Below are 25,622 nucleotides of genomic sequence, written 5' to 3' on the forward strand. Positions count from 1 at the left end.
CATAGCACTACTTATCATTAGAAGATTAGTATTATTGGCGCTTCACCCCAATAACTGGTCAAGACCGCTTTTAACAAAAAAAGCCCTCAGCTTTCGCCTCAGGCTCCTTACTAAAACGTACTTAATTGTTATTCGGCAAAGATCAAGTTGTCGACAGTGATCTTCTTAGTGTTCCCATTTTGAGCGGCGTTTTGTAGTTGTTCAGCATACAAAACGAAGGTGTTTGATGATTCAGTAGCACCCGTAACAACGTCAACCTTAGTTGGGTCACTGCTCTTAACTAATGACTTGTTCAAAGCTGGTTGGTAAGTCTTTGGATCAGTCTTAGCAATCTTCTTCATTTGCTTGTTGTATGAAGCATCATTAGTCTTGGACTTGCCATTCTTGTTAACTTGGTTGTAGTCTGACTTCGTGATCTTACCATTCTTAACGGTGATGCCAAACGTTACTTTATAACCATGTGAGTAGTTCTTTTCAGCTAAGTTATAAGTGCCGTCTTTCATCTTCTTGCCGTTGTTGATCTTGATGGTAGCAGTATCACCAGCTTGTGCGGCTTGAACTAATTGTTGCGTGTAGTTTTGGAAAGTCTTGGAAGATTCCGTTGCACCCGTAACAACATCGATTGAGCCAACATTACCGGTTGCGGCGGTGCTAGTCAATGACTTGTTCAACTTAGGAATGTAAGCCTTAGGGTTCGTACCTGAACCCTTCTTCATTTGTTTGTTGTACGAAGTATCGTCAACTTTGGACTTACCCTTCTTATTCACTTGATCATAACTGGACTTAGTGATTTTACCCTTGCTGTTGACGGTGATGCTCATCGTAGTACGGTAGCCATAAGAATAGTTTTGTTCTTCGAGTTTGTAAGTACCCGCTTTCATTTTACCGCCAGCGGTTAACTTAGCAACCTTAGTTGTCTTGGCAGAGCTTGAAGAAGCACTCTTCTTAGAAGATGATGATGAACTAGAACTTGATGAACTACTCCCACAACCTGCTAAGACTAAAGCTGAAATTGCGACAACTGATGCAACTGCAGAAACTGATTTAAACTTCATAATATCCCACTCCTAACCTTTTTGTATGAAAATTCACATTAATCTTAACGTTTAAAAATCAATTAGTCAATCCTATTTTATAAATATAATCGTATTTTAACGCAACGGTAGCAGTAATGGCAGCGTTTTACCAATTTCCATCTTAACCAATTTTTGGCGCACTTAAACAATGTGATTTATTATGCATTCTTACCGTCAACCCATAGACAACCGCTTACATTATCGTTATAATTATTAGTGGAATTATTATTTTTCTATTATTATTCAAGGGAGTTGTTACGCAATGGCAAAGAAAAACATTGTCGTTGTCGGTGCGGGGTTTGCCGGCGTCTACGCAACCAAAAAACTGTCTAAGCATTTCAAAAAAAATGCGGACGTTGAGATTACGTTGATTGATCGGCATTCATACTTCACGTACATGACCGAACTACATGAAGTAGCCACTGAACGGGTGGAGCCTGGGCATATCCAATACGATTTGCAACGGCTGTTCGCACGACGGAAGAATGTTCGCCTGGTTACTGATACAGTAACTGGTGTTGATAAAGAGAAACAAGTTGTTACCACTAAGAACGGCAGTTATCAATATGATCAATTGCTCATTAGTTTAGGTGGGGAATCCAATGACTTTGGCACCCCTGGTGTTAAAGAACACGGATTTGAATTATGGTCATTTGAACAAGCAATGGCCTTACGAGCACACTTAGCGGCGATCATTCGTCGCGGTGCTGCTGAATTAGATCCAGCTAAGCGGAAAGCAATGCTGACATTCACAGTCTGCGGTTCTGGTTTCACTGGTTCCGAACTGATTGGTGAATTGATCGAATACCGCGACGTTCTAGCTAAAGAAAACAAGCTAGATCCTAGCGAAATCACCCTTCAATTAGTTGAAGCGGCACCTACCATTATCAACATGCTCAACCGGACGCAAGCTGGAAAAGCTGAAGCATACATGACTAAACATGGCGTTGATATTATGACCAACTCCATGATTACCGAAGTTGCTGCTGATCACGTTAACTTAAAGGGCAAGGATCCAATTCCAACCTATACATTAATTTGGACCGCCGGTGTGCGGGCTAACAGTGTTGTCAAGAACTTTGGTATTGAAACGAACCCTCGCGGTGGCCGTTTACTTGCTAACGAATTCATGCAAGCTAAGGATACCAAGAACGTCTTCTTAGCTGGTGACTCAACGAGTTATCAAGAACCTGACCAACCACGTCCCGTCCCACAAATCGTCCAAGGTGCCGAAGAAACGGCTGCCAAAGCGGTTGAAGGGATTATCAAGAACGTTGACGGCAGTAGCAAAGAAATCAAACCGTTCAAGGGTGCTTACCAAGCTTCCGTTGATTCGATTGGTTCCAAGTACGCCGTTGCACAAGTGATGGACAACTGGAACGTTTCTGGGTTCATCGCCGTTCTTTTGAAACACGCAATCAACTGGTTGTACTACTGCCAGATTTTCTCTGGCTACTACCTCTTCCAGTACTTCATGAACGAATTCTTCCGGACCCGCAATGGTCGGAACCTCGGACGTGGCTGGATTTCACGTGCTGGTAACGTTTTGTGGAGTGTGCCACTTCGGTTCTTCTACGGCGCAATGTGGCTGTGGGATTGCTGGACGAAGGTTCAGGGTTCTGAATCATGGTTCACTGACAAACTTCGCTTACCATTTAGTTGGTTACAAGCTGCCGCGACTAGTGGTGCCAGTCAAGCAACTAAGGCTGCTGCAACTAGTGGTGCTTCTGAAGCAGCATCATCGACTGCGAAAGCTGCCAAGGGTGTCTTCAGCTTATCTTACATGTACGGTAAGGAACCACTGATGGTCTTTGACAAGATGCCACACTGGTTCGAATCCGTTACAAAGGTCTTCGTACCAAACATGGGCATGGCGCTCTTCTTCCAGAAATTCATGACCTGTGTTGAAATCGTGATTGCACTTTGCATCTTCTTCGGTCTCTTTAGCTGGTTAGCTAACGCCATCACAATTGGTTTAGTCGTTGTCTTCTGCTTGTCAGGGATGTTCTACTGGGTCAACATTTGGATGGTCTTCGTCGCCCTCGCCTTAATGAACGGTTCCGGCCGGACATTTGGTTTGGACTACTGGGTTGTTCCGTGGATGCAAAAACATCTTGGGCACTGGTGGTACGGCAACGTTCGTTCACATTACGATGCTGTCAAAACCCGCTAGATGCGTTATAATTAATTGAATAGTTTCCCGATGGTTCAAGGGTTGCTTTTTCCCCTTGAACCATTTTTTATGCAACGAAAAAAGGAGGGCTGGCGATGAAGAAATTACGGGCGACCGCACGAGTGCTAAGGCGTTACGGCGGCATGATCCGACCTTTTGACATTGTTATTATTGTTGCCTTAATTATTTTATCGTTTACCCCAATAGCAATTTTTTCATATCAGCAAAAACAACAAGCCCAACGTGCTGAACAAATCGCCAAACGACAGGCCAAGAAAAGTCGGACGGATTATACCGCGGTTGTTTCTCATAACGGGACCGTTTTAAAGCGGGTCAATTTAACGACTTTGACCAAGACAAAACGCTACACCTATCGCGCTAAGGATGGCCACTATAATACCGTTACGTTTGAACCTAAACGCGTCGCGATTACCAAGGCTAACTGCAGTGATCAAGTCTGCATTCGGCGAGGCTGGATTACTAAACCAGGCCAAACGATCGTCTGTTTACCGCATAAAGTCCTGGTTGAAATCAAGTCAGGGTCCGGACACGTTAAGTCCGGCGGTAACGGGCTAGTTACGGAGTAAAAACTATTGAATAATTCATTTGGACAATCAAATAAGACCCATCGGAATATTTACATTGCCCTCCTAGTTGCTCAAGGGGTGATCATCGGAATTTTAGAGCGAATGATTCCCTTCCCGTTCGCCTTCGCACCGGGAGCCAAATTGGGGTTAGCTAACTTAATCACAATTGTTGCCATCTTCACATTGTCCTTTCGCGACGTGATTACGCTGACCTGGTTACGACTGATTCTAACCGCATTACTGGGCGGAACAATGTCAACGTTCCTGTACAGCTTTGGGGGAGCGTTTCTGAGCCTGTTTTCAATGCTCCTAGTTAAGTTGCTAGGGCCAAAACGGGTCAGTATCATCGGAATTTCAGCAACTGGGGGCGTGATGCACAACGTTGGCCAACTATTAGTGGCGAGTCTGATTGCCCAGACGTGGACGGTCATGCTATACCTCCCGGCCATGTCAATCATCGGAATCGCAGCCGGCATTGCCTTAGGGATTGCCGCGAACTACTTATTTACACACGTGACAATTCTAAGCTACTTGCGGTTTAAGCGCACCAAGCACCCAAGTAAAACAAAGGAGTAACATTTTATGCAATCGGCAACGCAATTACACCCAATTTGGCGTGATTACCCGGCCATGCAGCCGGAATTAACCAAGGTCATGCAGCTTATGACCGATAACATTAACATTAAAGACAGCGCCATTTCTGACGCGATTATTGATATGATTCACAGTGGTGGTAAATTACTACGGCCAGCGTATTGTCTGCTATTCTCATCGTTTAAGGATACGGACCGCGACCGGATGATTGCCCTGGCAGCCTCTTTAGAGACGCTCCACACGGCAACTTTGATCCACGATGACATCTTGGACGATTCCGAGTTACGTCGGCACCGCGCGACGATTCAGCAGCGTTTCGGTAAGGACGTCGCGGTCTATGCCGGCGACTATCTATTCGTCGTGGTTTTCAAAATTCTGGCTAAGTATTCAAGCAGCTTCAAAAGTATTCAGGTCAATTCTGAAAACATGGAAAAGATTTTGGTCGGTGAGGTTCAGCAAAAGGACCGCCACTACCATATCGACATTACCATGGATCAATATAAGGAACAGATTCAAGGCAAGACGGCCGAACTCTTTGCGCTCAGTTGTTTCTTAGGCGCCTTTGAATCTGGTCAAAGCACCCTCTTTTCACAGCGAGCCCGTAAAGCCGGCATGGCAATCGGGATGGCTTTCCAAATTTTAGATGATATTCTCGATTACCAAGAAGACAGTCAAGAAATTGGTAAGCCAATCTTAGAAGACGTCGCTGAAGGCGTTTATACGTCCCCCTTGATCTTTGCCTTACAAACGGACGCACGTCACGATATCTTGCCACTGATGCGGCTTCAGGGTGCCATTACAGACGCTCAGCGCCGGGAATTACAGCGGATGGTCATTGATGCTGGTGGGGTTACGAAAGCCCAACAGCTCGCTGAAAAGTACACTCAGGACGCCTTGCACATTTTGAACAAGCTTCCTGATAACCCTGCTAAAGATAACCTCATTCAATTAACCACGCAATTATTAACTCGGCATAACTAGCCGAATCACTTTACTATCTGAGCTGACCTCTTCTTTGAGGCCAGCTTTTTTGTATATCTATGCCGTTCCAGCGGGCAGAACCAGTGTGCTATGTCGCCTCCACTAGTTATCAATTAACCAGACTATTTAACGGTCAGAATATTATCCACATCATAACCACACACACCTGTCAGCAACTAATAACCAGAAGATAAGGTTCTATATGTATTTTCTCTTTAACCTGCTAACTAACTCCTCGTTACATTGTAGTTAGGGCACATTTTAGGCTGGAATGATTGGCAATGGAATCGTCGTGGCGGTACGGTTAAATTGGTGGGGTTGCCAATTTAACCGTACGGAACATCAATGAGACTTGCGTGCTGTTTATGCAAGTCTCATTGATGAGGTTAGTGACCGCTTTTCAGGCACTAACCGGTTCCCATGACGATGGAATTACCAATCATTCCAGCTGGAAAACAACGACAATAAAAAAATGTACAAAAAAACCGTTAACCCAACATAGAGTTGGACTAACGGTCTTGGTTGGCTAGCGCCAAAAAAAATCACTTAAGATTGCGATACGCCATCTATGTTAACCATAAATAACTTCCGAACTAGACTTGGAAACTCAAAGAGTAACCATCATCATAGCGTCCGTCAATCATCAATCCCAGTGATCCGTAAAACAATTAACTAGTCAACAAGTTCCAAGACTACCATTTGTGCACCGTCTCCACGACGAGGCATAGTCTTGTAAATTCGTGTGTACCCACCATTGCGGTCAGTGTATTGAGGACCTAAGTCACTAAATAACTTTTGCAAAGCGGTTTGTACAGCCACGTTGTCGCCATCTTCTTTAACATCGGCAACGACGTCACGCATAAACGTAGCAGCTTGACGACGGGCGCTTAAATCACCCTTCTTTGCCAAAGTGATCATCTTGTCGGTAGTTGAACGAACTTCCTTAGCACGTGCTTCGGTAGTTTCGATCTTACCATTAACGATTAATGAAGTCGTTAAATCACGAAGTAAGGCACGACGTTGTGAACTTGTACGTTGTAATTTACGGTAACTCATGAACGGATATCCTCCCTTGTATTAGTCTTCTTTGCGTAATGATAACCCGAGATCAGCTAATTTTGCTTTAACTTCTTCGAGTGACTTGCGTCCAAGGTTGCGAACCTTCATCATATCAGCTTCAGTTTTGTTAGTTAATTCTTGGACCGTGTTGATACCAGCACGTTTCAAGCAATTGTATGAACGAACGGAAAGGTCTAACTCTTCGATCGTCATTTCTAACATTTTTTCCTTATGCGTTTCTTCCTTCTCAACCATCACGTCAGTGTTTTTAGCTTCATCAGTGAGATTTACGAAGATTGAAAGGTGATCAGTCAGGATTTTGGCTGATAGACTAATGGCTTCACTTGGAGTGATTGAACCATTTGTCCAAACGTCTAAGGTTAACTTATCGAAATCATCACGTTGACCAACCCGCGTGTTTTCAACTTGGTAGTTGACACGTTCGATTGGAGAATATAATGAATCAACAGCTAAAACGCCAATTGGCATATCATCTTCACGATGTTTGTTATCCTCAGCGGAAACATAACCACGACCAGTATTAGCGGTCATACGCATATGGAAGTGTGCACCATCCGCTACAGTACAAATTGCTAAATCAGGGTTCAAGACTTCAACGTCCGCATCACCAATGATATCACCGGCAGTAACGTTCGCTGGACCCTTAACGTCGATTTCCAACGTCTTGGTTTCGTCTGAACTTAACTTAAGCGCGATCTTCTTCACATTCAAGATGATAGCCGTAACGTCTTCGGTTACGCCTTCCACCGTTGAAAATTCGTGGAGAACACCGTCAATTTGAATACTAGTAACAGCAGCGCCAGGTAAAGAAGAAAGAAGAATCCGACGAAGTGAATTCCCTAAAGTTGTACCATAACCACGTTCAAGTGGTTCTACAACAAACTTACCATAGTTGTCGTTTTCATCAATTTTATGAATGTTAGGTTTTTCAAATTCAATCATTCTTATCTTTTACCCCTTTCAAAACGCGTGGTGCTTAGTAGTTGTGCGCACAAAATGAAGTTTGCCCTCAAAATGAACGTCACAGATTAAACACGACGACGCTTTGGAGGACGAGAACCATTATGAGGAACTGGGGTAACATCGCGAATTGCGCTAACTTCCAAACCAGTAGCTTGTAAAGCACGGATAGCAGCTTCACGACCTGAACCAGGTCCCTTAACAGCGACTTCAACAATCTTCATGCCATGTTCCATTGAGGCCTTAGCAGCAGCTTCTGCGGCCATTTGAGCAGCAAAAGGTGTTGACTTACGTGAGCCCTTGAAACCTAATGAACCAGCTGATGACCATGCAATGGCGTTCCCTTGCATATCAGTGATCATAACAAGTGTGTTATTAAACGTTGAATGGATGTGAGCCACACCGGATTCAATGTTCTTCTTTACCCGACGACGACGGGTTGTCTTTCTAGTTGCCATAAAATTCGAAAACCTCCCTTATAATTATTTTTTACGTCCAGCGATGCTGACCTTTTTACCCTTACGAGTACGGGCGTTGTTCTTCGTGTGTTGACCACGAACTGGTAAACCACGACGATGGCGCATCCCACGGTATGAACCGATTTCTTGCAATAACTTGATGTTTAAGCTGACTTCACGACGTAAGTCACCTTCAGTTTTATAACCGTCAACGACGGCACGGATCTTATCTTCTTGATCAGGAGTTAAGTCACGTACACGAACGTCTTCTGAAACACCGGCTTCAGCAAGGATCTTCTGTGCAGAAGTGTTACCGATACCGTAGATATAAGTCAAACCAATGACAATACGCTTGTCACGTGGTAAGTCAATCCCTTCAATACGAGCCATTAATATTTCACCTCCGAATTATTTGAATTATTTACCTTGGCGTTGCTTATGCTTTGGGTTAGCAGAGCAAATAACCATTACGCGGCCCTTACGGCGAATAACTTTACAGTGTTCGCACATTGGCTTTACAGATGGTCTTACTTTCATGAATTTTACCTCCTATAAGGTACGAAGTGTCGGTCCTACTTGAAACGGTAGGTAATCCGGCCCTTAGTTAAATCATAAGGTGACATTTCGACCGTAACCTTGTCGCCAGGTAAGATCCGAATGTAATGCATCCGAATTTTACCCGAAACATGTGCCAAGATTTCAGCGCCGTTTTCAAGTTCAACCTTAAACATTGCGTTAGGCAACGTTTCTTTAATAGTCCCTTGAATTTCGATGACGTCTTCCTTTGCCAAGTATGTGTCCCTCCCTTATTATATGGTTTCGTGCTGCCACGTATTTGGTTCGCTTTTCGAACCAGTCATTGCTAATCATAATATTAAAATAGTATTAAATCAGTCAACGGCTAAACCTGAATAAGTTTATCACAACGGCATTTGAAAAGCAAACGTCGCCCTTTAGGAACCCAGTTATTAAAGGTTATCAAGAATGGTTTTAATATCCTTGTAAACATCATCAATGTCGCGGTCACCGTCAACATTGTGTAATAAGTTTTCTTTTTCGTAAAAATCGATTAATGGTGTGTTCAACTTAACGTTGACATCCAAACGATTCTTAACGGTTGCAGGCTTGTCATCTTCACGTTGATAGAAATCATGACCGCCACACACGTCACAAGTACCTTCAACTTTAGGCTTGTTGTAGATCTTGTGGTAAGTTGTCCCACAAGTCCGACAAATGAAGCGACCGGAAAGCCGTTCAACTAAAACTTCTGGTGCAACGTGAATATTAATCACGCCGTCCAAAGGTTTGTTGAGGTCTGCACCGATTTGCTTCAAGGCATGTGCTTGATCAATGTTACGAGGATAACCGTCAAGCAAGAAACCATTTTTCGTATCCGCTTCAGCTAACCGGTCACGGACGATGCCATTTGTGACTTCGTCTGGAACCAAGTTACCAGCATCGATATACTTTTTGGCTTCAAGGCCCATCTTAGTTTCGTTCTTAATGGCAGCCCGGAAGATATCCCCCGTTGAAATATGCGGAATATCAAAATCTTCGAGGATCTTCTGAGCTTGAGTACCCTTACCGGCACCTGGTAGACCCATTAAAATCAGGTTCATTGTTCCCATGCTTTTTTCCTCCTAAAAGTACAAATGTGCTGAGTTTCCCCAACACATTCGCTTGATTAACGGATAAAACCGACATAGTCGCGTTTCATCATTAATCCTTTAATTTGACGAATAGTTTCAAGGGCAACCCCGACAACGATTAGTAAACTAGTCCCACCTAAACCAATTGATTCATCTAAGCCCCAAATATCGGAAGCTAATAATGGAATCAAGGAAATTAACCCAAGGTAGAGGGAACCAACCGTACTTAACCGCATCAACAATTTTGAAACCCAGTCTTGAGTATCTTTACCTGGCCAAACACCAGGAATATAGCTGCCCTGCTTTTGCAAGTTCTTGGACAGTTTTTCAGGGTTAACCTGAACAAACGCGTAGAAGAACGTGAAGAGCACAATCAGTACAGTGTATAGGATTGCACCGACCGTAGACTGCATATTAAAGACGTTACTCATGATCTGGTACCAAGTTTCATCACCATGACTGGCTTGGAAACCTAGCAAAATCGTTTGAGGTGTTGCAATGAAGGAACTCGCGAAAATAACGGGAATAACCCCGGCAACGTTCACCTTCAGTGGTAGGTAACTACTGTCAGGTGCACCAGCTGCACGACGAGTGTATTGAATTGGAACACGGTCATTGGCTTGTTCAACCCACGTTACAAACATAACGATGATCAAAACAATCAACAATAACCCTACTACAAACAACCCACTTTGCCACCATTGATCTTTGGCTACGTTAACGAATTGTTCTTGATAAATTTGGTAAATCGAAGTTGGGACGCGGGCAATGATTCCGGCGAAGATAATAATGGAAACCCCATTACCAATCCCACGGTCCGTAATCATATCCCCCATCCAAGTGGTTAACATTGCCCCACCAGTTAGGATAATCCCAATTGTGAGGTAAGTGCTAATACTTGGGTTGTTAACTAATTTAAGTTGACTAAGGGAGTTAAACCCAGCAGTAATCCCAATCGACTGAATGAAGGCTAAGACGATGGTCAGCCAACGGGTCGCTTGATTAAGCTTCCGTCGCCCAACTTCACCTTGTTTGCCCCATTCAACAAACTTAGGAACGATATCCATTTGTAACAATTGAACAATGATTTGTGCAGTAATGTAAGGGGATACCCCCATAGCAAGGATGGAATAATTTGTTAAACCGCCACCACTGAATGTATTCAACATACTTATCAGCCCTGATGACGCAACCGACTGGAGCGCTTGCGCATTAACACCAGGAACTGTGATATAAGAGCCAAGACGAAATACAATCAAAACGCCCAATGTGAACAGAAGTTTATTCCGAATATCCTTAACTTTGAGAGCGTTCTTCATGGTAGTCAGCAAATTAGATCACCTCAGTTTTACCGCCAGCAGCTTCGATTGCCGCAACAGCGGTTGCGGAGAACTTGCTTGCCTTAACTGTTAACTTTTTGTTGAGTTTACCATTACCAAGAACTTTAACAGCAGAACTCTTTTTAACTAAGCCAGCTTCTTTTAATGATTCTGGTGTTACTTCGGCACCATCATCAAAACGGTTCAAGCTGTCAAGGTTAACAACCGCATATTCTTTACGGTTGATGTTAGTAAATCCACGTTTAGGAATCCGACGGTACAATGGCATTTGGCCACCTTCGAAACCTACACGAACTTTACCACGCGCCTTTTGACCCTTTTGGCCACGACCAGAAGTCTTACCTTGGCCACTTGAGTCACCACGACCAATGCGACGACGTGAAAAACGTGAACCTTCACTTGGTGTTAATTCATGTAACTTCATTTAGTAGGCACCTCCTCTTTGAAAATTTTAATTACTTAACGATTTCAACATCGATCAAGTGAGCGATGTGAAAGATTTGTCCGCGAGTTGCTGCGTCATCAGGCTTGATAACTGAGCTGTTAACCCGGCCAAGGCCTAATTCCTTAACAATTTTACGTTGCTTAGGAAGACGATGAGCTGCGCTGCGAACTAAAGTGATCTTTAATTGAGCCATGTTGTTTGTCCTCCTATTATTCAGCTAAATGGTCAGCTGAAACGCCACGTAAAGCGGCAACTTGTTCAGCAGTCTTTAAGCTCTTCAAGCCTTCAAACGTTGCGCGAACAACGTTAACAGGCGTGTTTGAGCCAAGTCGTTTACTAGTAACATCATCCACACCGGCTAATTCCATGACGGCACGAACGGCGCCACCAGCGGCAACTCCAGAACCTTCAACGGCAGGCTTAAGCAAAATGCGGCCACCGCCGAATACACCAAGCGTTTGATGAGGAATGGTGGTACCAACCATTGGTACAGTGATCAAGTTCTTTTTAGCAGCTTCGGAAGCTTTCCGAATTGCTTCTGGAACTTCTTGAGCCTTACCAGTACCGAAACCAACGTGTCCTTTGTGGTCTCCAACGATTACTAACGCAGCAAAACGTAGGCGACGACCACCTTTAACAACTTTGGTAATCCGGTTGATGGCAACAACATTATCGTCAAGATCTAATTTTGATGGATCAATGAAAGTCATATGGTATTATTCCTCCTTTGTTAGAATTTAAGTCCGTTTTCACGAGCGGCTTCAGCCAAGGCTTGAACCCGACCGTGATATAAGTAACCGCCACGATCAAAGACTACGTCTGAGATCTTCTTTTCAGCAGCTCGTTTTGCAACAACTTCACCGACGGACGCTGCCTTTTCGGTCTTGTTGTTACCTTTAACTTCGCTATCTAAAGTTGAGGCACTTGCGAGCGTTACACCCTCTACATCATCAATAACTTGAGCGTAGATGTTTTTGTTTGAACGATAAACATTTAAGCGTGGGCGCTCAGCAGTACCAGAAATCTTACCGCGAACACGTGCGTGACGACGTTGACGTGTTTTGTTTTTATCTGGTTTTGAAATCACAATAGTCACCTCTATATATTAGTATGGACAGCTTTAAGCTGCATTATTTACCAGTTTTACCTTCCTTACGACGAACATATTCATCGACGTAACGAATCCCTTTACCTTTGTAAGGTTCAGGTGAACGAACGGCCCGAACTTCGGCAGCAAAGTCACCGACAGCTTGCTTACCAATACCAGAGATATTGATGTGCGTGTTGTCAGGAACTTCAACAGTTAAGTTTTCAGGCGTTTCAAATTCAACAGGATGTGAGTAACCAACGCTTAATACTAACTTCTTACCTTGCAATTGGGCACGGTAACCAACACCGACCAATTGAAGGTTCTTAGTAAAGCCTTTAGTAACACCATCAACCATGTTGTTAACATTAGCACGGGTAGTACCGTGTAATGCCTTCATTTTGTAGTCATCAGTTGGGCGAGTGAATTTAACTTCATTGCCCTCAATTGACATTGTAATCTTACTGTCGATGTTCCGCGTTAACGTTCCTTTAGGTCCCTTAACCGTAACGACTTCGCCAGCTTGTGATACTTCTACCCCAGCAGGTAGTTCAATTACTTTATAACCAATACGACTCACTTACTTGCACCTCCCGTCTTAATTATTTATTACCAAACGTAAGCTAAAACTTCGCCGCCAAGCTTCTTAGCGCGAGCTTCTTTATCAGTAACAACGCCTTCTGAAGTTGAGATGATAGCAATTCCTAAACCGTTTAAAACCTTAGGAACAGAATCAGCTTTGACGTATGAACGTAAACCTGGCTTTGAAATACGCTTCAAACCAGAGATAACCCGTTCGTTGTCTTTACCATACTTCAAGAAGACACGAATGATGCCCTGTTTGTCATCATCGATGTATTCAACGTCGCGAACAAAACCTTCATTTTTTAAAATTTCAGCAATGTTGCGTTTGATTTTTGATGCAGGAACTTCTAATGAATCGTGACGTACCATGTTAGCGTTACGAATACGAGTCAAGAAATCTGCGATTGGATCAGTCATCATGAAAGTTTAACCTCCTTTAACTTGGGTTCTTTTTTACCAGCTGGCCTTTTTCATGCCAGGGATTTGACCTTTGTGGGCCAGGTCGCGTAAGCAGATACGGCACAAGTGGAATTTACGGTAAACTGAATGTGGACGACCACAACGTTCGCAACGCGTATAGTTTTGTACATTAAACTTTGCGCCACGTTTTTGTTTAGCAATTTGTGATTTTTTAGCCAACTTCGATTAACCCCCTTCGATTATTTAGCAAATGGCATGCCAAATTGAGTTAACAACTCACGTGATTCTTCATCACTATCAGCTGTTGTTACGATTACAATGTCTAAACCGCGAACACGGTTAACATTATCATAGTTGATTTCTGGGAAGATCAATTGTTCACGGACACCCAATGTGTAGTTACCGCGACCATCAAATGAACGAGTACTTACACCATGGAAGTCACGAACACGTGGTAATGAAACATTGATCAACTTGTCCAAGAAGTCATACATACGTTCACCACGTAAGTCAACTTTGGCACCAATTGCCATACCTTCACGAAGACGGAAACCAGCGATAGATTTCTTTGCCCGGGTAACCAAAGGTTTTTGGCCGGCGATCAAAGTCAATTCTTCAACTGCTTCGTCTAAGTTTTTAGCGTTGGTAACTGCATCACCAACACCCATGTTCAAAACGATCTTTGCCAGCTTAGGAACTTGCATTACAGAAGTGTAATTGAACTTGTCAACTAAGGCTGGGACGATTTCTTTTTCATATTGAGCTTTTAAACGGTTTTCCATGAATCTTGCTTCCTCCTTTCAGTCAGTATTAATTTTCTAAGTCTTTACCAGACTTTTTAGCAAAACGGACACGCTTGCCATCATCTTCACGACGAACACCTAAACGAGTAGGTTCGTTGGTCGATGGGTCAAGGAACATTACGTTCGAAATATCAATTGGTGCTTCGATATCCACGATCCCGCCTTGGGGGTTAACGTTCGTTGGTTTTTGGTGTTTCTTGATCTTGTTAACACCTTCAACAACGACACGGTTCTTGGCAATAAGTACCTTTTTAACAGTACCTTCTTGACCACGATCCTTACCGCTGATTACACGAACTTTATCACCAGTTTTAATCAACATTAGGTTGCGCACCTCCTTATTTACGGTGTGTGACTACAGAACTTCGGGCGCTAATGAAACAATACGCATGAAGTCTTTATCACGTAATTCACGAGCGACAGGGCCAAAGATACGAGTACCTTGAGGGGTCTTGTCATCACGGATAATAACTGCTGCATTTTCGTCAAACTTGATGTATGAACCGTCTGCACGGTGAACACCAGACTTAGTCCGAACGATTACGGCTTTAACAACATCATGAGCTTTGACAACACCACCGGGTGTTGCTTGTTTGACCGTAGCGACGATAACATCACCAATGTTAGCAGTTTTACGACCGGAACCACCTAATACCTTAATAGTAAGGATTTCACGGGCACCGGAGTTGTCAGCAACTTTTAAACGACTTTCTTGTTGGATCACAGTAAGTGTCCTCCCTTCATGTAATTTTTTTCAGCTAATAAACTAGATAATAACAGCTTTTTGAACAACTTCAATTAAGCGGAAACGCTTTGTAGCTGAAAGAGGACGAGTTTCCATGATCTTAACAATATCGCCAGTCTTGGCTTCATTATTTTCATCATGAGCCTTGAATTTCTTTGAATAACGAACACGTTTGCCGTAAACGGGATGGTTCTTGTACGTTTCGACAATGACAACGATGGTTTTGTCCATCTTATCTGAAACAACGCGTCCTTGGATAACCTTACGGCTGTTACGAGTATCTTCACTCATTCGTGATTGCCTCCTTTATACTCTACTTGTTTAACTCTTGTTCACGCAACGCAGTTTTAATACGCGCAATGTTCTTACGAACTTGTTTTAAACGAGCGGTGTTTTCAAGCTGACCAGTGGCCAATTGAAAACGCAAGTTGAAAAGTTCGTCTTTGTAAGACTTTTCTTTTTCGAGCATTTCAGTAGTGGACAATGCTTTAATTTCCTTAGCCTTCATCTGATTCGCCACCTACTTCCTCACGCTTAACAATTTTAGTTCTAACAGGTAATTTAGTGCCGGCCAAACGTAAAGCTTCGCGAGCAACTTCTTCGGAAACGCCACCGACTTCAAACATAATCTTGTTACGTTTTACTGGGGCAACCCAACCTGCAGGAGTACCTTTCCCATTACCCATCCGCACACCAACACCTTTTTCAGTGTAGGACTTGTGAGGGAAAATCTTAATCCATACCTTACCGCCACGCTTCATGTAACGGTTCATAGCAACACGGGCAGCTTCAATCTGCCGGTTACTGATCCAGTGTGATTCGAGTGTTTGTAAACCGAATTCACCAAAAGCAACTGTTTTACCGCCTTTAGCTTCACCGCGCATTTTACCACGGTGAACACGACGATACTTAACCCGTTTAGGTACCAGCATGTTATTTTCCTCCTTTAGCTGCAGATTTCTTTTCTGGCAAGATTTCGCCACGGTAGATCCAGGTCTTAACACCTAATTTACCATAAGTGGTACGAGCTTCAACCCATGCGTAATCGATATCCGCACGCAAAGTATGCAACGGAACCGTCCCATCGGAATAAGCTTCAACACGAGACATGTCGGCACCGTTTAAACGGCCGGCAACTTGTGTCTTGATACCTTTGGCGCCTGAACGCATAGTACGTTGCATAGCACCACGCATTGCACGACGGAAAGCAACACGGCCTTCAAGTTGACGCGCAATACTTTCACCAACTAATTTAGCATCTAAATCAGGCTTCTTGATTTCGATGATGTTGATGTGTACTCGTTTACCAGTTAAATTGTTTAATTCTTTACGAAGTGCTTCAACTTCAGAACCACCCTTACCGATAACCATTCCTGGTTTAGCGGTATGGATTGAAATGTTCACGCGATTTGCAGCGCGTTCGATTTCAACGGTGGAGACGGAAGCGTCGGCAAGTCGTTGTTCGATATACTTACGGATGCGTAAATCTTCGTTCAAATAGGCTGCAAAATCTTTTTCAGCGTACCATTTTGCGTCCCAATCACGAATGATTCCTACACGTAATCCGGTTGGATTTACTTTTTGACCCACGCGTTATCCCTCCTATTTTTCAGTAACTGTGATCGTAATGTGGCTAGTCCGCTTGTTGATTGGTGAAGCAGAACCCTTTGCCCGTGGACGGAACCGTTTTAAGGTTGGTCCTTCGTTAACAAAAGCTTCGCTTACGACCAAATCTTCACGATCTAAGTCAAAGTTATTTTCAGCGTTAGCAACTGCTGAGAGCAATACCTTTTCAACTACTGGAGAAGCACCCCGTGGAGTGAACTTCAAAGTTGCTAAGGCTTCGGCAACGCTTTTACCTCTGATAAGATCGACAACTAGGCGGACCTTACGAGCGGCAATGCGAACAGTTTTTGCAGTTGCACGTGCAGATGTTACTTGTTCAGCCATTCTATATATCCTCCTTACTACTTAGTTGTCTTATCGTCTGTACCATGACCATGGAAAGTACGAGTTGGAACAAATTCGCCTAACTTGTGACCTACCATATCGTCTTGGATATAAACTGGGACATGCTTGCGCCCATCATATACAGCGATAGTGTACCCAATAAAACTTGGGAAAATTGTTGAACGACGTGACCACGTCTTAATGACAGATTTCTTGTCAGAATCAGATTGTGCATCGATCTTCTTTAAAAGATGCGAATCTGCGAAAGGTCCCTTCTTTAAACTACGACCCATCGTGTGACCTCCTCTCGAGAGCTACAGTAATTTCAGAATTTATTAGTGCTTACCTGGACGACGACCACGAACAATAAGCTTGTTTGAACGAGCTTTAGTGTTACGAGTCTTCTTACCAAGAGTCTTCTTACCCCATGGAGACATTGGAGATGGATGACCGATTGGCGCTTTACCTTCACCACCACCATGAGGGTGATCGTTAGGGTTCATTACAGAACCACGAACTGTTGGGCGTTTACCTTGCCAACGAGTACGACCGGCTTTACCTGAATTGATTAATTCGTGTTGTTCGTTACCAACAGTACCAATAGAAGCACGGCTTGTAAGAAGAACTAAACGAACTTCGCCAGAAGACAAACGTACGATAGCGTACTTGCCTTCCTTACCAAGTAATTGAGCTGAAGCACCAGCAGAGCGAGCTAATTGGCCACCCTTACCTGGCTTCAATTCGATGTTGTGAATAACAGTACCAACTGGAATGTTGTTTAATGGTAAGGCGTTACCAACCTTGATATCAGCGTTGACACCTGATTGAACCGTCATACCAACTTCCAAACCTTTTGGTGCTAAAATATATGATTTCACACCGTCAGCATAAACTAATAAAGCGATGTTAGCTGTCCGGTTAGGATCATATTCGATTGCTTTAACAGTTGCAGGAAGTTCATCCTTGATCCGCTTAAAGTCAACCAAACGGTATTGTTGCTTGTGACCGCCACCACGGTGACGAACAGTAATGTGACCATAACTGTTACGACCGGCTGTATGACTTTGTGAGTCTAATAATGACTTTTCTGGTTTAGTCTTAGTAATTTCGGCGAAATCAGAACCAGTCATATTACGACGGCCGTTAGTGGTTGGTTTATACTTCTTAATACCCACTAGAGTTACCTCCTAAATTAGAATTATTTTTGGTTGTCGTCGTTGAACAACTTAATTTCGTTAGAATCAGAACTTAAGGTAACAATGGCCTTACGACGCTTCTTAGTGTAGCCGGCGTAACGACCTTGACGCTTAAGCTTGCCTTTAACGTTCATTACGTTAACTTTAACAACCTTAACATCGAAGATTTCTTCGATAGCTTTTTTAACTTGTGTTTTTGTCGCCTGTACGTTGACATCAAATGTGTAGCGCTTGTCGTCCAAGTCAGCCATTGATGATTCAGTAACTACAGGACGTAGAATTACATCGCGTGCTTCCATTATGCGAGCGCCTCCCCTAATTGATCGAGGGCTTTTTGAGTAACGACTAATTTGTCACTATTAGCGACATCTAAGACGTTAACACCTTTGGCTTTTAGGATCTTAACATTTGGTAAGTTCCGACCTGCCAAAGCAGCCTTTTCATTGTCCTCTTCAACCAAAACAAGAGTCTTGGTGTCTAAGTTGAGGTTACTTAATACGTTAGCGAATTCCTTAGTCTTTGGTGCGTCGAAAGCTAAAGTTTCAACTGCAACTAAGCTGTTGTCTAAGACCTTTTGTGAAAGGACAGACTTCAAAGCTAAGCGCATAACCTTCTTAGGTAATTTGTAGCTGTATGAGCGTGGAGTTGGTCCGAAGACGATCCCACCTTTACGCCATTGTGGCGAACGGATAGAACCTTGACGCGCACGACCAGTACCCTTTTGACGCCATGGTTTACGACCACCACCGCGACGAGCACTACGGTTCTTAACTGCGTGAGTTCCTTGACGCAAAGATGCACGTTGCATCAAGATGGCGTCAAAAACAACGTTTTCGTTTGGTTCAACACCAAACACGGCGTCATTCAAAGTAACGTCACCATTCTGCGTACCGTCTTGTTTATATAATGCTACGCTAGTCATGTATTATGTCCTCCTTCCTTATTTACTCTTTACAGATGTTTTAATCGTTACAAATGATTTGTTTACGCCAGGGACATTCCCTTTGATTAACAATACGTTGTTTTCAACGTCGGCACGAACAATTTGTAAGTTTTGCATCGTCCGTTGATGATTACCCATCCGGCCTGGTAATTTCTTACCCTTGAATACCCGGTTAATAATGGCACCCAATGAACCTGGACGACGGTGGTAACGAGACCCATGAGACATAGGACCGCGACTTTGACCGTCTTTATGGATATTACCTTGGTAACCATGACCTTTAGTGATACCCGTAACATCGACAGCGTCACCGGCTGCGAAAATATCAGCCTTGACTTCGTCACCTACTGTGTAATCTCCAAGCTCAACATTACGAATTTCACGAATGAAGCGCTTAGGAGTCGTTTTTGCTTTTGCTGCATGACCTTGAGCAGGTTTGTTCGTCAAAACTTCACGTTTGTCGTCAACACCTAATTGAATTGCTTCGTAACCGTCGTTTTCAACAGTCTTAACTTGCAACACAACGTTAGGTTGAACTTCAACAACTGTAACTGGGACTAATTCCCCGTTTTCAGTGAAGACTTGCGTCATTCCTACCTTTTTCCCTAAGATTCCTTTAGTGGTCATGAGTACACCTCCAATTAATTGATATTATTTTTAAAAATTAAAGCTTGATTTCAATATCTACACCGCTAGGCAAGTCTAACTTCATTAATGAGTCGACTGTCTTAGGCGTTGGGTTAACGATATCGATTAAACGCTTGTGAGTCCGCATTTCGAATTGTTCACGTGAGTCTTTAAACTTATGTGGTGAACGTAGAACGGTATAAATAGTCCGTTCAGTTGGTAAAGGAATTGGACCTGAAATAGTAGCACCAGTTCTCTTTGCCGTTTCGACAATCTTGTCAGCTGACTGATCAAGAATACGGTGTTCGTATGCCTTTAAACGGATACGAATTTTTTGCTTTGCCATTGTTGTGACCTCCTTCGTCTATTTTGAAAATAAGACTAGCTCCGTGAAAATTACCGCCGCGCCCCATGACAATGTGGCCGGGCGTGTCGCAACCTTTCACATCAAAGCTAACTACGACTACTTGATGCTGGGGGATACAGTTATCCCCTTCTAAATACCAAGCACAATCTATAATAAATGAAAAGCTTTGTAATAGCAAGTGCTTTCGCACTTTTTTCAAACCATCGTTGTAAACCGTGTTACCTTTTTTGAACCAGCATCAATAAATGTAACATAAATCTGATGAAAATAGTAGACCTTTTAGCCTTTATTTTCAGATTTAGCTTTTCGCATCACATTTCTTGGTACTCGTCATTGAATGATTGATCTACTGTGACTCTCAATAGCCAATTGGATCAATTACTAATCAGTTTTACGGCACGACAACATTAAGCATGATACTCGCGTTTGGATTTGATTGCAAGTCGTTGCACATATTTTTTAATCAGTTCATGCCATGACGAGCTACTCACAGCAGGCACTCGGCTTTTCTTCTATCATTTATTAATGCCATCTGGACAACGGCTCACAGTCCACGTACTAGCGTCCACCTCTAATAGTGGTTAATTCACCGTATGCAGTCAACACATTGCTAAAACGCCCTAAAATCGGCATTTCAGACCACACCTGATATGCACTTTGTAGAAAATATACATTTTCAAGCTAAATATCCATCCTAGTCACGTCATATACGCGTGATTTGAGTGCCTCTTCAGCATAGAAACGAATAACTATGCATTATTAATGACTAAAACACAGGTTATCCTATCAATAGATTACTCATGCCTTAAATTCGTTCGCACTAAGATGCTATATCGGACGGATCTGGCAAAGCACTTATATGTACAAAAAAGCCGCTGAGCACGAGGATCAACGACTTTTTTAATCAAGCTTATTCGGCAGGAGTACCGCCATTTTTCTTGATAATGTCTTCTTGAACAGACTTTGGTACCTTTTCGTAATGATCAAATGTCATTGTGAAGGTCCCACGGCCTTGGGTTGATGAACGTAAGGTCGTAGCATAACCAAACATTTCAGCCAAAGGAACGAATGCGTGAACTTCTTGTGCGTTCCCACGTTCTTCCATCCCATCGATAGTACCACGACGAGCAGTAACGTGACCCATAACATCACCTAAGTAATCTTCTGGGGCAACGATATCAACCTTCATGATAGGTTCAAGGATAACAGGACCAGCTGACTTAGCAGCATTCCGTAAGGCTAATGAAGCGGCAATCTTGAAGGCTGCTTCACTAGAATCGACATCATGGTAAGAACCATCATATAATTTAGCCTTAACGTCAACTAAAGGATAACCAGCTAAGACACCGTTGGCCATTGATTCCTTCAAACCTTGTTCAACTGAAGGAATGTATTCGCGAGGAACAACCCCACCGACGATGGCATCTTCGAATTCGAAGCCTTTACCTTCTTCGTTAGGTGTAAATTCAACCCAAACATCCCCATATTGACCTTTACCACCAGATTGGTGAACGAACTTACCTTGGACCTTAGTGGCCTTGGTGAAGGTTTCACGGTATGAAACTTGAGGTGCACCAACAGTTGCTTCAACGTTGAATTCACGACGCATCCGGTCAACGATGATGTCCAAATGAAGTTCACCCATCCCAGCGATTAAAGTTTCACCAGTTTCAGGGTTAGTTTCAGCCTTGAAAGTAGGATCTTCTTCAGAAAGCTTTTGTAAGGCAACGTTCATCTTGTCTTGGTCAGCCTTAGTCTTAGGTTCAACGGCAACCTGGATAACTGGGTCAGGGAATTCCATTGATTCCAAATGATATGGATGGTCAATCGAAGTCAATGAGTCACCAGTAGTGGTGTTCTTCAACCCAATGGCAGCGGCGATATCACCAGAGAATACTTCTGGGATTTCTTTACGTTGGTTAGAATGCATTTGAAGCAAACGACCAACACGTTCACGCTTGTCCTTAGTTGCGTTTAAGACGTATGAACCAGATTCCAAAGTCCCTTGGTAAACCCGGATGAAAGTCAAACGACCAACGAATGGGTCGGTAGCAACCTTAAATGCTAAGGCAGCAAATGGCTTGTCATCACCGGCAATTAAGTCAACTTCTTGATCAGTTTCAGGATCAGTGGCCTTGTATGGCTTAACATCAAGTGGTGATGGTAAGTAATCCACGGTCGCGTCCATTAACATTTGAATACCCTTGTTCTTGAAAGCTGAACCAGCAAGAACTGGGAAGAATTCAAGTGCCAAAGTACCTTTACGGATAGCAGCTTTGATTTCTTCTTTAGAAATCTCTTCACCACCAAGGTACTTTTCCATGATGCCATCATCGATGTCAGCTAAGGCTTCGATCAAGTCATCACGTGCAGCTTGGGCTTCTTCTTTGTATTCGTCAGGAACGTCAACAGTATCCCATTCCGTACCAAGTTCATCTTCATCATAAAGATCAGCTTTCATTTCGATTAAGTCAATGACCCCTTCGAAATGATCTTCGGCACCAATTGGTAATTGGATAGCGTGGGCGTTAGCTTGTAAACGATCATGGATCGTGCTTACAGAGTACTTGAAGTCCGCACCGATTTTGTCCATCTTGTTAACGAAAACGACCCGAGGAACGTTATACGTTGAGGCTTGACGCCAAACCGTTTCAGTTTGAGGTTCAACACCAGCTTGGGCATCCAATACGGCGATCGCACCATCTAAAACCCGAAGTGAACGTTCAACTTCAACAGTGAAGTCAACGTGTCCTGGGGTATCGATGATGTTAATCCGATGGTTTTTCCACTGTGCAGTCGTTGCAGCAGAGGTAATGGTAATCCCACGTTCTTGTTCTTGGGCCATCCAGTCCATTTGTGAAGCACCATCATGGGTTTCACCAATTTTGTGGATTTTACCAGTATAGTACAAGATACGTTCGGTAGTGGTCGTCTTACCAGCATCAATATGGGCCATGATACCAATGTTACGAGTCTTATCGAGTGAAAATTCTCGTGTGTTAGCCATAAGAAATGTGTTACTCCTCTCAATATTAAATAGAATTAACAATAAAACCTAATTTTATAGGTAAGCATAAAACTTTTTTCAAAAAATGACTACTATATGCTCACATATAATAGCCACCTTGTTGTTGCGTTTTAGTTAAAGGCGAGCTTTAACCAAATCACAGAAATATTACCAACGATAATGTGCAAAGGCACGGTTGGCTTCTGCCATACGGTGAGTATCTTCACGTTTCTTAACGGAAGCACCGGTATTGTTAGCAGCATCCATGATTTCACGAGCTAACCGGTCGGACATTGTATGTTCGCCACGTGAGCGAGCATATTGGGTAATCCAACGAAGGCCTAAGGTCGTTTTACGGTCTGGGCGAACTTCGATTGGAACTTGGTAGTTAGAACCACCAACACGGCGGGCCTTAACTTCAAGTACTGGCATAACGTTCTTCATAGCTTCTTCGAAGACATCTAAAGGTTCGTTACCAGTTTGTTCTTTAATTTGATCAAACGCATCGTATAAGATGGTTGATGCAGTACCACGTTTACCATCTAACATTAAGTGGTTAATTAAACGCGTTACTAACTTAGAATTATACATTGGATCTGGCAAAACTTCGCGCTTTGCTGGTGCACCTTTTCTTGGCATTTAACTTACCTCCTTATTATTTCTTTGGCTTTTTGGTACCGTACTTGGAACGGCTTTGGCGACGATCTTCGACACCAGCAGTATCAAGAGTACCACGGATAACATGGTAACGTACACCAGGTAAATCCTTAACACGACCACCACGAATTAAAACAACACTATGTTCTTGGAGGTTATGACCAATACCAGGAATGTAAGCTGTAACTTCGATTAAGTTTGATAAACGTACACGTGCGTATTTCCGTAAAGCTGAGTTAGGCTTCTTAGGAGTCATGGTACCGACACGAGTAGCAACCCCACGTTTTTGTGGTGCTGGGTTCTTAGTTGCAACCTTCTTGTAACTGTTATACCCAAAGTTTAAAGCTGGGGCATTTGATTTTGATACTTTAGTTTTACGACCTTTACGAATTAATTGGTTAATTGTAGGCATATTCTAAAGTGTCCTCCTTCCAAAATTGTCTGAGTTTAAGTCCACACATCCAGGTGGTTCTTTTTTAAATAAAAAAATGACACCGAGACGATGGCGCTTGTGCGATAAGCCGACCAGTCAGCATGTCTGTATTCCTGATACAGGAATCTGTCTGCAAAAAGCACCTTTACTAAGGTAACACGGAGATGCCGACGCTGTCAACTCAAAATGTAAGTTATCTGTCGATTTTCACACCCACCGTGCCTGTTTGCAAGCAATCAGCTTAACCGCACGGACGGGGTCCACGCTTGCGTAATTACTAATTAGACAGGGGTGAAAACAACAATGCTTCTATTATATAGTATTCTCTTTATTTTGGGTACCTGTATCGGCTCTTTTATTACTTGTATGGCGGAACGGACTTGCAGCGTAGCGCCTGTTCCCGACACCAACCGGTCATTTTGTCCCCATTGTTACCACCGATTACGTCCTTGGCAACTCATTCCACTACTAGGCGTTTTACTCCAACGCGGGCGTTGCTTTGACTGCCAACACGCGATCAATCTCCGCTCAACTTACTTAGAGCTTCTTTGTGGTGGGTTACTCGTCGTAACTTATCCGCATGATTTCTGGACCAGCGCCCCACTGCTGCTAGGCTACGGGGTCCTACTCTTCAACAGTATCACCGATCAGCTGAACTTTGCCGTCTACCCTTATACCCTAGTACTCCCTGGCATCTTAGGCTTGCTCCATCATCGACCAATCATGAGCGTACCGTTACTGATCTTGATTGGGCTGCTCATTGTCCTCTTCTGCTTGGCACGTTACACGGATAAATTCGGCATGGGCGACGTTGACGTCCTCATCCTACTTGCGTGTCTTGCCCCACCGACTGCTGTCATCACTAGTCTAACTTTGGCAGCGGTCGCGGCACTAGTAATCTTTACGTGTCGGCGGCACCCTGGTCGCCTCCCCTTTGTCCCGTTCATCACATGGGGATTTATTTTTTATACGCAGTTACTGTCATGATAATACAATCAGAATCCAGTCCGATCACGCCGATAACTTGCGGTCGTGGGACCGATTCAAGTCTGGAGCAATTGCAAAACACGCAACTATCCCTGACCGTTCATGGTTTAGTCCAAAAAAGCTTACCAATCTAACACACCTCCGCGACCGATGTTATCAACGCCAACCCCTTCTTATGCACTAAATTAGCCTGGACAATAACAACATGCAAAATATACTTAGCGGAGGCGGACAGAGTTGGTGTGCTGTGTCGGCAATATTGGCCGGTGGTTCTTAGCCGATATTGTGGGGCGCCTCAAAGACGTGGTTTATCGGCTTTGAAGCGAGGCCCCAGACCGCATCATGGCTGGGGCCGTCCCCCATAGCACCCAATTCTGTCCGCCGGAGCACGGTATTAATGATAGGTGACTTTAGGACTTTCAACCTTTAATTATGTATTCAAAAAGGACGACCATCGCTGGTCGCCCTTTTT

At 43.4% G+C, this 25,622-nt stretch carries 38 protein-coding genes; 5 read left to right on the forward strand and 33 right to left on the reverse strand.

What is annotated here, in order from left to right:
- Positions 1-128 precede the first annotated feature (128 nt).
- Complete coding sequence (pplA, locus tag IV64_RS05125; RefSeq protein ID WP_057706075.1) at positions 129-1,055, reverse strand: extracellular electron transfer flavoprotein PplA; 927 nt, start codon at positions 1,053-1,055, stop codon at positions 129-131.
- A 283-nt stretch (positions 1,056-1,338) separates the two neighbouring features.
- On the opposite strand from pplA, the gene IV64_RS05130 reads away from it, so the two are divergent.
- From IV64_RS05130 to IV64_RS05145, 4 genes are all read left to right on the forward strand, one after another.
- Positions 1,339-3,249 carry an NAD(P)/FAD-dependent oxidoreductase gene (locus IV64_RS05130; RefSeq protein ID WP_057706076.1) on the forward strand — a complete coding sequence of 637 codons (1,911 nt, stop codon included), beginning with the start codon at positions 1,339-1,341 and terminating at the stop codon, positions 3,247-3,249.
- 95 nt (positions 3,250-3,344) lie between these two features.
- The gene (locus IV64_RS05135) at positions 3,345-3,836 is read left to right on the forward strand and encodes a NusG domain II-containing protein (protein ID WP_057706077.1); all 492 of its coding nucleotides are present in this window, start codon (positions 3,345-3,347) and stop codon (positions 3,834-3,836) included.
- Between the two features lie 6 nt (positions 3,837-3,842).
- Complete coding sequence (locus IV64_RS05140) at positions 3,843-4,412, forward strand: Gx transporter family protein (protein ID WP_057706078.1); 570 nt, start codon at positions 3,843-3,845, stop codon at positions 4,410-4,412.
- A 6-nt stretch (positions 4,413-4,418) separates the two neighbouring features.
- Positions 4,419-5,411, forward strand: a complete 993-nt coding sequence (locus IV64_RS05145; protein WP_057706079.1) for a polyprenyl synthetase family protein — start codon at positions 4,419-4,421, stop codon at positions 5,409-5,411.
- Positions 5,412-6,083: 672 nt separating this feature from the next.
- On the opposite strand, the gene rplQ is transcribed toward IV64_RS05145, so the two are convergent.
- The 32 genes from rplQ to rpsL all read right to left on the reverse strand — a co-directional run bounded on the left by rplQ (position 6,084) and on the right by rpsL (position 24,142).
- On the reverse strand, positions 6,084-6,467 hold the full coding sequence (rplQ, locus tag IV64_RS05150) for a 50S ribosomal protein L17 (RefSeq protein ID WP_057706080.1): 384 nt from the start codon (positions 6,465-6,467) through the stop codon (positions 6,084-6,086).
- A gap of 21 nt (positions 6,468-6,488) precedes the next feature.
- Entirely contained in the window at positions 6,489-7,433 is a 945-nt protein-coding gene (locus IV64_RS05155) for a DNA-directed RNA polymerase subunit alpha (RefSeq protein ID WP_057706081.1), read from the reverse strand.
- Between the two features lie 86 nt (positions 7,434-7,519).
- A complete protein-coding gene (gene rpsK, locus IV64_RS05160) occupies positions 7,520-7,909 on the reverse strand; it encodes a 30S ribosomal protein S11 (protein ID WP_057706082.1) in 390 nt (129 codons plus the stop codon).
- Positions 7,910-7,933: 24 nt separating this feature from the next.
- Positions 7,934-8,299, reverse strand: coding sequence for a 30S ribosomal protein S13 (gene rpsM, locus IV64_RS05165; protein WP_003641265.1), 366 nt, complete (start codon positions 8,297-8,299; stop codon positions 7,934-7,936).
- Between the two features lie 27 nt (positions 8,300-8,326).
- On the reverse strand, positions 8,327-8,446 hold the full coding sequence (rpmJ, locus tag IV64_RS14100; RefSeq protein WP_083491579.1) for a 50S ribosomal protein L36: 120 nt from the start codon (positions 8,444-8,446) through the stop codon (positions 8,327-8,329).
- A gap of 35 nt (positions 8,447-8,481) precedes the next feature.
- Positions 8,482-8,700, reverse strand: coding sequence for a translation initiation factor IF-1 (gene infA / locus IV64_RS05170; RefSeq protein WP_003638082.1), 219 nt, complete (start codon positions 8,698-8,700; stop codon positions 8,482-8,484).
- A gap of 177 nt (positions 8,701-8,877) precedes the next feature.
- The gene (locus IV64_RS05175; RefSeq protein ID WP_338033741.1) at positions 8,878-9,528 is read right to left on the reverse strand and encodes an adenylate kinase; all 651 of its coding nucleotides are present in this window, start codon (positions 9,526-9,528) and stop codon (positions 8,878-8,880) included.
- Between the two features lie 65 nt (positions 9,529-9,593).
- On the reverse strand, positions 9,594-10,889 hold the full coding sequence (gene secY, locus IV64_RS05180; RefSeq protein WP_057706084.1) for a preprotein translocase subunit SecY: 1,296 nt from the start codon (positions 10,887-10,889) through the stop codon (positions 9,594-9,596).
- Between the two features lies 1 nt (position 10,890).
- Positions 10,891-11,322 (reverse strand): 50S ribosomal protein L15, encoded by a 432-nt coding sequence (gene rplO / locus IV64_RS05185; RefSeq protein WP_057706085.1) that lies wholly within the window; start codon positions 11,320-11,322, stop codon positions 10,891-10,893.
- 31 nt (positions 11,323-11,353) lie between these two features.
- Positions 11,354-11,536 (reverse strand): 50S ribosomal protein L30, encoded by a 183-nt coding sequence (rpmD, locus tag IV64_RS05190; RefSeq protein WP_057706086.1) that lies wholly within the window; start codon positions 11,534-11,536, stop codon positions 11,354-11,356.
- A 16-nt stretch (positions 11,537-11,552) separates the two neighbouring features.
- Positions 11,553-12,053 carry a 30S ribosomal protein S5 gene (gene rpsE / locus IV64_RS05195; RefSeq protein WP_057706087.1) on the reverse strand — a complete coding sequence of 167 codons (501 nt, stop codon included), beginning with the start codon at positions 12,051-12,053 and terminating at the stop codon, positions 11,553-11,555.
- 20 nt (positions 12,054-12,073) lie between these two features.
- Positions 12,074-12,439, reverse strand: a complete 366-nt coding sequence (rplR, locus tag IV64_RS05200) for a 50S ribosomal protein L18 (protein ID WP_057706088.1) — start codon at positions 12,437-12,439, stop codon at positions 12,074-12,076.
- A gap of 34 nt (positions 12,440-12,473) precedes the next feature.
- Positions 12,474-13,010, reverse strand: coding sequence for a 50S ribosomal protein L6 (gene rplF / locus IV64_RS05205; RefSeq protein WP_057706089.1), 537 nt, complete (start codon positions 13,008-13,010; stop codon positions 12,474-12,476).
- Between the two features lie 29 nt (positions 13,011-13,039).
- Complete coding sequence (rpsH, locus tag IV64_RS05210; protein ID WP_057706090.1) at positions 13,040-13,435, reverse strand: 30S ribosomal protein S8; 396 nt, start codon at positions 13,433-13,435, stop codon at positions 13,040-13,042.
- 33 nt (positions 13,436-13,468) lie between these two features.
- A complete protein-coding gene (locus IV64_RS05215) occupies positions 13,469-13,654 on the reverse strand; it encodes a type Z 30S ribosomal protein S14 (RefSeq protein WP_003638073.1) in 186 nt (61 codons plus the stop codon).
- A gap of 20 nt (positions 13,655-13,674) precedes the next feature.
- On the reverse strand, positions 13,675-14,217 hold the full coding sequence (gene rplE / locus IV64_RS05220; protein ID WP_054399403.1) for a 50S ribosomal protein L5: 543 nt from the start codon (positions 14,215-14,217) through the stop codon (positions 13,675-13,677).
- Positions 14,218-14,245: 28 nt separating this feature from the next.
- Positions 14,246-14,560 carry a 50S ribosomal protein L24 gene (rplX, locus tag IV64_RS05225; RefSeq protein WP_057706091.1) on the reverse strand — a complete coding sequence of 105 codons (315 nt, stop codon included), beginning with the start codon at positions 14,558-14,560 and terminating at the stop codon, positions 14,246-14,248.
- A gap of 33 nt (positions 14,561-14,593) precedes the next feature.
- Positions 14,594-14,962, reverse strand: coding sequence for a 50S ribosomal protein L14 (rplN, locus tag IV64_RS05230; RefSeq protein WP_003641257.1), 369 nt, complete (start codon positions 14,960-14,962; stop codon positions 14,594-14,596).
- 42 nt (positions 14,963-15,004) lie between these two features.
- Positions 15,005-15,274 (reverse strand): 30S ribosomal protein S17, encoded by a 270-nt coding sequence (gene rpsQ / locus IV64_RS05235; protein WP_024624520.1) that lies wholly within the window; start codon positions 15,272-15,274, stop codon positions 15,005-15,007.
- A 22-nt stretch (positions 15,275-15,296) separates the two neighbouring features.
- Positions 15,297-15,491: a 50S ribosomal protein L29 gene (rpmC, locus tag IV64_RS05240; RefSeq protein WP_003638068.1), complete on the reverse strand. Its 195-nt coding sequence runs from the start codon at positions 15,489-15,491 to the stop codon at positions 15,297-15,299.
- Positions 15,481-15,915, reverse strand: a complete 435-nt coding sequence (gene rplP, locus IV64_RS05245) for a 50S ribosomal protein L16 (RefSeq protein ID WP_057706092.1) — start codon at positions 15,913-15,915, stop codon at positions 15,481-15,483. Before rplP ends, rpmC begins: the two co-directional genes overlap by 11 nt.
- A gap of 1 nt (position 15,916) precedes the next feature.
- Positions 15,917-16,573, reverse strand: a complete 657-nt coding sequence (rpsC, locus tag IV64_RS05250; RefSeq protein WP_057706093.1) for a 30S ribosomal protein S3 — start codon at positions 16,571-16,573, stop codon at positions 15,917-15,919.
- Positions 16,574-16,585: 12 nt separating this feature from the next.
- The gene (gene rplV, locus IV64_RS05255; RefSeq protein ID WP_057706094.1) at positions 16,586-16,933 is read right to left on the reverse strand and encodes a 50S ribosomal protein L22; all 348 of its coding nucleotides are present in this window, start codon (positions 16,931-16,933) and stop codon (positions 16,586-16,588) included.
- 17 nt (positions 16,934-16,950) lie between these two features.
- On the reverse strand, positions 16,951-17,226 hold the full coding sequence (gene rpsS / locus IV64_RS05260; protein WP_057706095.1) for a 30S ribosomal protein S19: 276 nt from the start codon (positions 17,224-17,226) through the stop codon (positions 16,951-16,953).
- A 42-nt stretch (positions 17,227-17,268) separates the two neighbouring features.
- On the reverse strand, positions 17,269-18,108 hold the full coding sequence (gene rplB, locus IV64_RS05265) for a 50S ribosomal protein L2 (RefSeq protein WP_057706096.1): 840 nt from the start codon (positions 18,106-18,108) through the stop codon (positions 17,269-17,271).
- A 23-nt stretch (positions 18,109-18,131) separates the two neighbouring features.
- Positions 18,132-18,428: a 50S ribosomal protein L23 gene (gene rplW, locus IV64_RS05270; protein ID WP_057706097.1), complete on the reverse strand. Its 297-nt coding sequence runs from the start codon at positions 18,426-18,428 to the stop codon at positions 18,132-18,134.
- Positions 18,428-19,051 carry a 50S ribosomal protein L4 gene (gene rplD / locus IV64_RS05275; RefSeq protein ID WP_057706098.1) on the reverse strand — a complete coding sequence of 208 codons (624 nt, stop codon included), beginning with the start codon at positions 19,049-19,051 and terminating at the stop codon, positions 18,428-18,430. Before rplD ends, rplW begins: the two co-directional genes overlap by 1 nt.
- 18 nt (positions 19,052-19,069) lie before the next feature.
- Entirely contained in the window at positions 19,070-19,699 is a 630-nt protein-coding gene (gene rplC, locus IV64_RS05280) for a 50S ribosomal protein L3 (RefSeq protein WP_057706099.1), read from the reverse strand.
- Positions 19,700-19,736: 37 nt separating this feature from the next.
- A complete protein-coding gene (rpsJ, locus tag IV64_RS05285) occupies positions 19,737-20,045 on the reverse strand; it encodes a 30S ribosomal protein S10 (RefSeq protein WP_003638059.1) in 309 nt (102 codons plus the stop codon).
- A 931-nt stretch (positions 20,046-20,976) separates the two neighbouring features.
- On the reverse strand, positions 20,977-23,073 hold the full coding sequence (fusA, locus tag IV64_RS05290; protein ID WP_057706100.1) for an elongation factor G: 2,097 nt from the start codon (positions 23,071-23,073) through the stop codon (positions 20,977-20,979).
- Between the two features lie 168 nt (positions 23,074-23,241).
- On the reverse strand, positions 23,242-23,712 hold the full coding sequence (gene rpsG, locus IV64_RS05295) for a 30S ribosomal protein S7 (protein WP_057706101.1): 471 nt from the start codon (positions 23,710-23,712) through the stop codon (positions 23,242-23,244).
- Positions 23,713-23,728: 16 nt separating this feature from the next.
- Positions 23,729-24,142 (reverse strand): 30S ribosomal protein S12, encoded by a 414-nt coding sequence (rpsL, locus tag IV64_RS05300; protein ID WP_057706102.1) that lies wholly within the window; start codon positions 24,140-24,142, stop codon positions 23,729-23,731.
- 324 nt (positions 24,143-24,466) lie between these two features.
- Between rpsL and IV64_RS14105 the strand changes: the two genes are divergently transcribed.
- Entirely contained in the window at positions 24,467-25,150 is a 684-nt protein-coding gene (locus tag IV64_RS14105) for a prepilin peptidase (RefSeq protein WP_083491580.1), read from the forward strand.
- Positions 25,151-25,622 lie beyond the last annotated feature (472 nt).

The sequence above is a fragment of the Lactiplantibacillus xiangfangensis genome (genome assembly GCF_001438845.1).
GTDB classification, from domain to species: Bacteria; Bacillota; Bacilli; order Lactobacillales; family Lactobacillaceae; genus Lactiplantibacillus; species Lactiplantibacillus xiangfangensis.